This window comes from Psychrobacter sp. 1U2 (assembly GCF_051847575.1).
On the sequence record NZ_JBPYDC010001830.1, the window covers coordinates 1 to 515 of the forward strand.

Annotated in this window: 1 pseudogene; it reads left to right on the forward strand. The window is 33.2% G+C overall.

What is annotated here, in order from left to right:
- Window positions 1-276: 276 nt before the first annotated feature.
- Window positions 277-515: pseudogene (locus ACS8FD_RS24645) on the forward strand (GntP family permease); the annotation flags it as partial.

Sequence of the window (515 nt, forward strand, 5' to 3'; positions counted from 1 at the left end):
TGGCAAATTAATGATGATAATCAGAATCGTTAGTCACTCTACAGGATATTATTAAGTTATAAATTATCTTGCATTTTATTAAGAGAGTCATTGAGGGTACATCAAGATATAAAAGGCATATTAATAAAAATATAGGAAAAATCTTTCTACTATGAAAGGTTTTATAGTCTGACCAATTGATACTATTTTTTTAGATGTTATTGCAATAATACTTTTTAGCCCCTCTGAATCACTTATTTCACAGCACATCTTTTTCTATGGAAGGAAATCGAAACCATGAGTATTTTTGCTATTTTATTATCCTTGGCATTGCTAATGTTTTTTGCCTATCGAGGTGTCAGTGTATTGGTTTTGGCCCCTGTGCTCGCTATTTTAGCTGTTGTTTTGAGTGGTGAAAGCAGCCAAACCATGGGTATTTATACTGAAGTGTTTATGCAGGGTCTAGGAGGTTTTGCTGTCAAATATTTCCCACTATTTATATTGGGTGCTATTTTTGGCAAGCTGATGGAAGATTC